The sequence below is a fragment of the Pseudomonas sp. B424 genome (genome assembly GCF_055408345.1).
In genome coordinates this window covers 1-7,650 of sequence record NZ_JBUZTL010000050.1, presented here as the reverse complement: position 1 = coordinate 7,650, position 7,650 = coordinate 1, and the positions used below count along the sequence as shown (strand labels likewise).

Here is a 7,650-nt window from a genome sequence, read left to right as displayed (position 1 = left end):
CCCAATACGAAGGTTCGCATAATATCGATGACGTTATGGTAGCTGTGCCGTCGTGATCGACGAATTTAGCACCGGGATAATAGCGAAGCTCCGGTGCTGAATTTAGCCATAACGTTCATTATGCGAGTCGTTCTGATACCATCATTTTTCATTAAAAATGGAGTTTCTGATGGAGTACTCAGGTAAAGCCGACCTCAGCATTCACTTTTGGGGTCGTGATCGTTTAATGGCTATCAACGATGCGAATATTCAGCTGTCAATGAGTTCTGATGGTAGGCCTTCGCTTACGCTATGGGTGACCTTCGACTCCACTATTCAAGCTATTGATTTTTCTATCAGTGGTGAAAAATATCGGCTTGACGATGTAGCGAGTGTTTCTGTGCCTGGAGTTCAAACGCTCACTGGAAATCTTAAGAAGTTGAGTGTTTAAAATTTAATTTCAAAAATTATGTGGCGGTGTTTTCTCAGTAAATCATGCTGACCTCTACCTGCCCGAAGGGCATTAGGCGCCTTACAGTTATTCGTTAGTGCGTTGCATCTAGTGCGCCGACACCCGGTGAAGCCGGCCGGTCTATCGCCTAAAGAAAAACCCCAGGACTCATGAAAGCCCTGGGGGTTTTTGTCGCGTTCAAATTGCCTGTAGTCGCCGTGTTGCCACTTCGCGCCCTGATTTACTCAAAGCCTTATACCTGGTCTGTTGCGTAGCTTGCACGGTCCCGTGATGATTTGCTGCCATCGTAGGTCAGGTCCCGGTAGGTCCGATTTTCTAGCGATCTGCTATTAAAAGTCGTGAGCGTCATTCCAGGCTTGAATGAGTTCTTCTCGATCGAGCTTGCGTGCAGCCTCTGCATAGGCTTCGAGGAATTTAGCGTGTTCCATCCAGTCTGCTGACCTTCCTTCGATCTTCTGCCCATAGACCTTGAGAATCAGGATCTGTGTATCAATTTCGTCGTCTAACGATTTCGCTTCGGACAAGCCCGTTTCACGGATCAAAGTGGTGAGCATTTCGACCTGGCTAATGACTTCAGCTTCTGCCAGCCGTGGAAGCATGTCCGCCATCCCCAGCGCTAGGTCATTCATTAGGTCCGAGTCCAGAGACACCCCCGTGGGTGTGCTGTTGCGAACTGTCCTAGCCTGCTTGGCTTTCGTTTTGGCGCGCTTAGCGCGCTTAGCCTGTTTTTGAGGTGATGGCATGTTTACTTCCTTCGATGAGCTTTCAGCGCTTTCATCAGCCGTTTCGGCTGTGCATTCTGCGAGGTTAACGCATTATTTATTCGCGAATTTTCTATTTAGGCGAGCTTTCAGTTCATCAGTTGAGCAGTGCTTTCCTTGGACATATTCTTGAGAGCTGATTGCCAGCAGCTTTACAAGGGCAATTGCCTCGTCCCTACGTTTCCGCTCCGCTTCAGATTTCATAAGCTGCTGTTTCCTGCCTGATGAGAGTGGGGGTGCTGTTACACCCCCACTTTACCGAAGACTTCTTCGGTTTCCGACTTCACTTACTCGTTTTTTCGTAGCGCTTCAATGGCATGGCGAGGTTCTGCCGCTGCTTGTTTTCTTCTCTGTGAGCGTCGTCGAAGTTGCGAATTTTCTCTAGCTCAAAGACGCGCTCCTGAACCAGCATTGCTCGGATTACTCGCTTAACTGTCTGTCGGGTTTCTTCTTCAGTTTTTCCTAATTCGCGCACGAGTAAGGCCAAGTCCCCGTCTTCGGTGAGCTCGTCGTCGTCGAACATAATCTGATCAGCTGAACAGCCCAACGAGATAATCACCTTTTTCAGGTTTTCTGCTCGCGGGCTCGAAACCTCACGCTCGATGTCTGCAAGCGTCCGCTCCGGGATACCACTCAATTTTGCTAGCTCCTTCAGCTCAAGACCTTGCTTGAGCCGCTCTTGCCTGATCCGCGTGCCGATGCCCATTTTGCGTCTCCGAATGCGGATTACCGTTTCTATATAGCAAGTATCAGCTAAAAACCGTTCTTTTTCTCTTGACTCAAACGGAAGACCGCCTATCATTGCGGAATACCGTCCTTTTGGATGCAGTTAACCGCTTTAGACTTGTTAGTAAGGCTCTCGGATGTTCATAGACTGGCTAACCGTATCGCAGGAGCACGACCATGACCTACCTGTCGTGTGCGACGTGTTTACCCTGACGATTGATGCCAACACAAACGAAGTCCTTAGCACTCGTCAGCCGCGTTTCAAGCATGAGGCTAGTTTTTCGACTTCGGTCACGATTCACGTTCAGGGTCGCAAGATCCGCGTTGAAGGAAATCCCAGCCGGGTAGGGCGGCTCGACAACTTGTTCGGTTTCACCTCTATCGAGCAATGCGTCTCGGTATACAACGCACTTTTACGTGAATACGGTCTCCCAGGTTTTACCCGCTGCACTCGCATTGATATTCGCCAAGGTGAGTCAGGAGCCAAATCCGGCGACCGTATCGCCGATGGGGCAAAGATTGAACGGATAGATCTGACCACCAATGTTTCATTGGGGGAGGGCAATGTTCTTGCCTATTTGCGCGGTGTTTCTAGCCAGCGAATCGGACACTCCATCGGTTTTCTGTATCCCAATGGTCGCACTGTTGCTTGGACGTCCAAAGGAAATGGCAAAGGCGGACGCCTCCAATATCGAAAGGCATATGACAAGGCTTTTGAAATGGATCAGAACTGCCTTCCAAAGATTAAACGGACCTTTGGTGAGGGATCAGAAGAATACAAATACGTTCAGCGAGTTAAAAATTACTGCGCACAAGAAGGCGTGGTTCGCATGGAACAAGAGCTTAAAAGCGAATATTTACAACGTGAGGCCCTCTGCTATTGGGGCTTATTCGATGAAAGGCGTTTAGCCGAACTCCACAGTGAGTTTCTAAAAATAGATGAAAAGTTAAAGGTGACTGCAATGGACCTTCAGAGTATTGCTGACAAACTAATTGAACATGGTATTTGTAAGGGCAGGGCTTCTGCTAATGCTACTTCCTCTTACGCCATACTTTGGATGAGTGGCCATCATCACGGTTTGTCTCAGCGTGCTTTTGAAACTCATGCTGCTCGTCTTAACAAAATCGGGATCAACATTCGTAACGCCTGTGATACCAGTCGTTTTGCACCGGTATTTGTCCGCCAGTGTCGAGAAGTAACGAAAAGTCCCTTGGCTGTGCCAACTTGGTATCAGCGCCCTAATCATCTGCATCAGGTTGCAGCGTGAGAACTGTCAGTTTTCAAGGCGCTCAACTTACAAGTGGTCAGAAACGCCGCTTAGCTGAACAACAACAAATACAGAATTCTTTTATTAATCCTGTTCTTGCTCAACAGGTCGAACAGACGCTTAGGGTTGTTGAGGCTCGAAAAGAGCAGGGCGTTAAACCTGAGCGCATTTGGTTTGTTGAGCGTCAAGAAACAGGAACAACCTGTATTGCCGAATGGATGGGTTTTTGATGGATAGGGTTACTTATCAAAATCTACGCTTTGCAGTTGAAATGGAATTTCTAAATGCTCTCAACAATCCTCAATGTGATGAACGTGCTGGGATTAATAGTCTTATGCGCTTGTTTTTATCTGCATTGGCTCAGCAAGAAGTAACCCGTCAGCGTGCTGCACGAAAATTCAAAACCTTCAGGCGTAATCCTGAAGCCATTGCGCCCAGTTGGGCATACCGTAAGCCCGGCACCGCTCCTGGCTTTCCAACATTGAGATAAGGGCATCATCATGTCTAATACTATTGTGGTCGAAGTAACTGGTAATCACCGTAGCGGCACAGCTGCGAAGTCGGGCAAACCATATTGCATGTTTGAAGCGTACGCTCATTTGCCAAATATTCCATACCCGCAGAAATGTACATTCTACGCAGAAACCCCTCAGCAGGTTCCTCAGCCTGGAAAGTATGAATGTGATGTGATTGCGCAAGTTCGTGATGATCGCCTTATTTTTGAAGTTGATCCTCGCCAAGGCCGCCGTGTTAATTCCGGTGCTCCTGCTGCTTCTACAACTCAAAAGCCTGCGTAATGTCTGGAACCCTCTATTGTCCATCCGACATTTCAACCGAGGGTGGTATTCCGGTCTGTTCTTCATCATGGGAGGTCGTCAATAACTTGCCTCCTTTTGATCCGTCTCAGCTTGATCCAACGGTTTTGGCTCAAGCATTTGGGGCCGGATTCACCTTAGTCGCGTTCTTCATGGTCGGGTCTATGGGCATTCGGACAATTTTAAATTTCATAAAACAATCCTGAGGATTACCCATGTTCAAAAAGTCGCTTGCTGTAGCTATTTCTACTGTTGCCGTTACTGTATCTGCTCCATCTGTTTTCGCTGCTGAAGGTGCAGCAGCCTGGGATTACACTGGGCTGACTTCCTCGATCGACTTTAGCACCATTTCCGTGGGTGTACTGGCTGTGGCCGGTATCCTCGCCGGTGTTTATGCCGGTATTAAAGGCGCGAAGATCGTACTTGGTTTCCTTCGCGGATAAATCAAACTCTCTGCGTGACCTGGGCGTCTTCGGGCGCCCTTTTTTTATCAAACTCTGAGGCCGCTACATGGATCAGCTCTATTACTTTGCCATGTTCGTCATTGGTTCTGGTTGTTCGTTCGCTGTCTTTTCGGGGTGGTGATATGAAGGCTATTTACCTACTACCTCTTTTGTTTCTAGCTGTCTTTTCTTCCAAAGCTTCTGCTGGCTGGAAGTGTGGTAACGCTCACTTATCCAATACTCCCAAAGAGTGTGCGGCCTCTGGCACACAACCTTCACCCGAATCTTTTATCGTTGAGTATACAAAGGCGGCTGACCAATATAAGACAAATGCTACTAGAGTGAATTACACGCCGGGCTCGTGTTCTCTATTAAGTGATGCTGTCGCAAGTTGCAGTTTCTCTTACAGTTTTTACGGCAACGTAATATCTAATACAGTCGGCATCATTAAAGAGGCAGAACTTAACTGCCCTGAAACAGTCGAGTCACGAGGCCCTAACTCTCCAATTATTAAGTCGTCAGGTAAATCCTTTGTCTCTTGGAAAGAAGATTCTGTTACTTCTGACATTTGTCACAATTCATGCTCTTACTTGGCTAGCTCAGTTACTAGTACCAACTGTTACTTTGCTTCTGGCTCTACTAGCACTGGTTTTTGTAACTTCGTCGTGGGTATTAATACCTCGAATCCGTCATGCGGTGCTGACTCCGGATATACCTCACCAGCCGTTGGAGATCCTCTCAACCCCGTTGTTGATCCTGGCGACGGCGGCGACGATGACACCCCTCCTAACCCTGGGGATGGAGGAAATACAGGCGGTGATAATAACGGTGGGAATGGCGATTCCGGTTTTGACGGTGAGCTCTCTTTCACTAATCCCGGGCAGTTAAACGCAGATGCCGTTCTTGATAGTGAGGTCAACGCTGTCCACTACAAGGCTTTTGTTCATGGTATGCAAGTAGACCTTAATGACTCTGGTTTTGGTCAAGCCATGACGGAGTTTAAAGAAAATATTGCCTCTGCAAATTCTGGTGGTATCTGTCCTACTGCTGATATAGCCATTTTAGGAACTATCGTCAGCTTCGATGCGCACTGTGCTTTATTCGCTTCAATTTCGCCTGTTCTAAGTGCTGTATTCTTGGCTGCTTGGAGCCTCCTTGCACTGCGTGTCTTTCTGTCCGCTTGATTTTAGCCACCAAAGTTTTTGGGGGAGGGATTTATGTCTGCGTTTGGTAATTGGCTCTTATCTATACTGCAAGATATCTTACAATTCATCGCTGATATTCCAGTCGCGATCGCAGACTGGCTGTATCAGGCTCTTCTTGATTTGATTAGTACTAGCTTCATTGTTGGAATTATCCAAAGTGCTGCACAGCTATTTTCTGCAATTGACCCGTCTGTTTGGTATTTCCTGAATATCATGCAAGTTCCATTTGGCATCAGTGTTGTTACGAGTGCTTATCTTCTGCGCTTCCTTGTTCGTCGCATTCCGTTGATTGGGTGATTTATGGCTATTCACGGTTATGTGGGCAAACCAGGAGCAGGGAAGACCTACGGTGTAACTGAACATGTGGTTATTCCGTCGCTCAAACAAGATAGGCATGTTGTTACTAATATTCCTTTGTCTGTTGACGATTTGCTGGCTACTTTTGGCGGAAAAATTACTCAACTGCCAGCCGACTGGTATGAACATCCGGATTTATTCGAATTATTTCCGGCAGGCTGTGTTGCAATCATCGATGAATGCTGGAGACGCTGGCCCGCAGGCCAGAATGTAAACCATGCTAACTTTATTGATAAATCGTTGTTGGCTGAGCATAGGCACCGTGTTGACGATAAAAACAACTCTATGCGCGTCGTCCTGGTTACGCAGGATTTAGCTCAGATTTCCTCTTGGGTTCGTCTCCTTATTGAAACAACTTACCGAATCAGGAAGTTAAGTAAGAAAACGTATAAGGTTGATATTTATAACGGTGCTGTTACCGGTGATGCTCCGTCAAAGTCTAAGCTCGTCAGGACTACTGCCGGCACCTTTAAGCTATCTGTATTTGTATTTTACAAGTCGGCTACTCAGTCTAGTTCTGGTGCAGTCGGTGATGAGTCTGCTGCTGATGGTCGTGCAAGTATCTTGCGTTCATTTGGACTTTGGGCAACGGCGGGAGCTTTTGTCCTGTTCATGGGTTTAGGTATCTACGGTGTCAAAAGTTTCTTTTCCTCGGATTCTCCTGGTGTGGTTGAACCTATCACTTCAACGGCAAAGTCCAATAAACCTATTAAATCACCTGAGTCTCCAATCTCAACCACTTGGCGTCTTGTCGGCTTTATTCATCCGTCGAAGCCCGATCCATCTTCAAAACTGGTTTCTGAGGCTCTTGCCCTAATAGCGGATAACAACGGAAATACACGGTACGTTTCTTTTTCTCATTGCCGATATTTTCCGGATTTTACCGAGGCTTATTGCTTGGTTGACGGCTTCAAGATTACTAATTGGTCATTAAAAAAACCTAACCCAATTACAGGTGGGTTAATTGGGGGTGGTCTTTAGCGTAGCGCTAAGACCGACCCCGATTAATCAACCAGTGCTCTGGAACTCATGCCATGAATACCCTTAAGTCCCTGTGCCGCCTCTACGTTGCTGCATTTTTATTTTTCTTTGTTTCCTTTGCCCAAGCAGAAGCCGCTCCCCAGCAACTGACTTTTGATTTTCAGACCATTCAGGTTTCGTCAGCACTACAACTTTTGGCAGATTATCGCGGCTTGAACCTTGTTTTAGATGAGAATATCCGTGGTTCACTTTCTATGCGAATGAAGGATGTGAGCTGGGATGAGGCAATTGAATATGTGACGTCTCTGAAGGGGCTTTTATATACAGTCGAAGGTAATTTTCTACGTGTTAGTGCTTATCCTCGTCCAGGTGATTCATATTCAGCAAATGCTTATGCACCTGGTCAAGATCAGAAAATACACACCGGCGCGCCTTTTGCCGTCAATTCCTTTGATATTTCGATCCTCAAGGTACATAACATTTTGGCTTCGGATGCAATAAAAGCGTTTCCTCTCGATCCTGGTGAGACTCTGTCATTTGAGGACGGTTCTTCGATCATCGTTGCCAGAATGAGTAAGGCGCGTTTAGCTCAGCTTAAAACTCTGATTGCCGCTGTCGATTACTCGCGTAAGCAAGTCATGAT

At 46.9% G+C, this 7,650-nt stretch carries 12 protein-coding genes and 1 pseudogene; 10 read left to right on the top strand and 3 right to left on the bottom strand.

All coding sequences use genetic code 11. From position 1 onward, the window contains the following. Positions 1–169: 169 nt before the first annotated feature. Positions 170–430 (top strand): hypothetical protein, encoded by a 261-nt coding sequence (locus ACZRMS_RS25970; RefSeq protein WP_095026236.1) that lies wholly within the window; start codon positions 170–172, stop codon positions 428–430. 350 nt (positions 431–780) lie between these two features. Here ACZRMS_RS25970 and ACZRMS_RS25965 read toward each other — a convergent pair whose 3' ends face one another. The 3 genes and pseudogenes from ACZRMS_RS25965 to ACZRMS_RS25955 form a co-directional block, all read right to left on the bottom strand. Continuing rightward, positions 781–1,194 (bottom strand): hypothetical protein, encoded by a 414-nt coding sequence (locus tag ACZRMS_RS25965; RefSeq protein ID WP_095026237.1) that lies wholly within the window; start codon positions 1,192–1,194, stop codon positions 781–783. A 72-nt stretch (positions 1,195–1,266) separates the two neighbouring features. Next, positions 1,267–1,410: pseudogene (locus tag ACZRMS_RS25960) on the bottom strand (type II toxin-antitoxin system prevent-host-death family antitoxin); the annotation flags it as partial. Between the two features lie 85 nt (positions 1,411–1,495). Further along, on the bottom strand, positions 1,496–1,918 hold the full coding sequence (locus ACZRMS_RS25955; RefSeq protein WP_073514912.1) for a helix-turn-helix domain-containing protein: 423 nt from the start codon (positions 1,916–1,918) through the stop codon (positions 1,496–1,498). A gap of 157 nt (positions 1,919–2,075) precedes the next feature. Here ACZRMS_RS25955 and ACZRMS_RS25950 point away from each other — a divergent pair, with 157 nt between their 5' ends. The 9 genes from ACZRMS_RS25950 to ACZRMS_RS25910 all read left to right on the top strand — a co-directional run. After that, positions 2,076–3,206, top strand: coding sequence for a phage/plasmid replication domain-containing protein (locus ACZRMS_RS25950; RefSeq protein WP_095041191.1), 1,131 nt, complete (start codon positions 2,076–2,078; stop codon positions 3,204–3,206). Next, positions 3,203–3,436 carry a hypothetical protein gene (locus ACZRMS_RS25945; RefSeq protein ID WP_397462909.1) on the top strand — a complete coding sequence of 78 codons (234 nt, stop codon included), beginning with the start codon at positions 3,203–3,205 and terminating at the stop codon, positions 3,434–3,436. The genes ACZRMS_RS25950 and ACZRMS_RS25945 overlap by 4 nt, the downstream gene beginning before the upstream one ends. After that, entirely contained in the window at positions 3,436–3,696 is a 261-nt protein-coding gene (locus ACZRMS_RS25940; protein WP_095041540.1) for a hypothetical protein, read from the top strand. Before ACZRMS_RS25945 ends, ACZRMS_RS25940 begins: the two co-directional genes overlap by 1 nt. Positions 3,697–3,706: 10 nt before the next feature. Then, the gene (locus ACZRMS_RS25935) at positions 3,707–4,003 is read left to right on the top strand and encodes a propanediol utilization protein (RefSeq protein WP_073514908.1); all 297 of its coding nucleotides are present in this window, start codon (positions 3,707–3,709) and stop codon (positions 4,001–4,003) included. Between the two features lie 233 nt (positions 4,004–4,236). Further along, positions 4,237–4,464, top strand: coding sequence for a major capsid protein (locus tag ACZRMS_RS25930; RefSeq protein WP_073514906.1), 228 nt, complete (start codon positions 4,237–4,239; stop codon positions 4,462–4,464). A 143-nt stretch (positions 4,465–4,607) separates the two neighbouring features. Further along, positions 4,608–5,648 carry a hypothetical protein gene (locus ACZRMS_RS25925; protein WP_463997609.1) on the top strand — a complete coding sequence of 347 codons (1,041 nt, stop codon included), beginning with the start codon at positions 4,608–4,610 and terminating at the stop codon, positions 5,646–5,648. Between the two features lie 33 nt (positions 5,649–5,681). After that, positions 5,682–5,966: a DUF2523 family protein gene (locus ACZRMS_RS25920; RefSeq protein ID WP_095041538.1), complete on the top strand. Its 285-nt coding sequence runs from the start codon at positions 5,682–5,684 to the stop codon at positions 5,964–5,966. Between the two features lie 3 nt (positions 5,967–5,969). Continuing rightward, on the top strand, positions 5,970–7,007 hold the full coding sequence (locus tag ACZRMS_RS25915; protein WP_463997608.1) for a zonular occludens toxin domain-containing protein: 1,038 nt from the start codon (positions 5,970–5,972) through the stop codon (positions 7,005–7,007). 53 nt (positions 7,008–7,060) lie between these two features. Further along, the coding region (locus ACZRMS_RS25910) for a hypothetical protein (RefSeq protein WP_463997607.1) at positions 7,061–7,650 on the top strand (590 nt) is incomplete at its 3' end.

Bases quoted from the DNA above. Each gene is read 5' to 3' on its own strand.
- ACZRMS_RS25970 (WP_095026236.1), top strand. From the start codon at position 170: ATGGAGTACTCAGGTAAAGCCGACCTCAGCATTCACTTTTGGGGTCGT.
- ACZRMS_RS25965 (WP_095026237.1), bottom strand. From the start codon at position 1,194: ATGCCATCACCTCAAAAACAGGCTAAGCGCGCTAAGCGCGCCAAAACG.
- ACZRMS_RS25955 (WP_073514912.1), bottom strand. From the start codon at position 1,918: ATGGGCATCGGCACGCGGATCAGGCAAGAGCGGCTCAAGCAAGGTCTT.
- ACZRMS_RS25950 (WP_095041191.1), top strand. From the start codon at position 2,076: ATGTTCATAGACTGGCTAACCGTATCGCAGGAGCACGACCATGACCTA.
- ACZRMS_RS25940 (WP_095041540.1), top strand. From the start codon at position 3,436: ATGGATAGGGTTACTTATCAAAATCTACGCTTTGCAGTTGAAATGGAA.
- ACZRMS_RS25935 (WP_073514908.1), top strand. From the start codon at position 3,707: ATGTCTAATACTATTGTGGTCGAAGTAACTGGTAATCACCGTAGCGGC.
- ACZRMS_RS25930 (WP_073514906.1), top strand. From the start codon at position 4,237: ATGTTCAAAAAGTCGCTTGCTGTAGCTATTTCTACTGTTGCCGTTACT.
- ACZRMS_RS25925 (WP_463997609.1), top strand. From the start codon at position 4,608: ATGAAGGCTATTTACCTACTACCTCTTTTGTTTCTAGCTGTCTTTTCT.
- ACZRMS_RS25920 (WP_095041538.1), top strand. From the start codon at position 5,682: ATGTCTGCGTTTGGTAATTGGCTCTTATCTATACTGCAAGATATCTTA.
- ACZRMS_RS25915 (WP_463997608.1), top strand. From the start codon at position 5,970: ATGGCTATTCACGGTTATGTGGGCAAACCAGGAGCAGGGAAGACCTAC.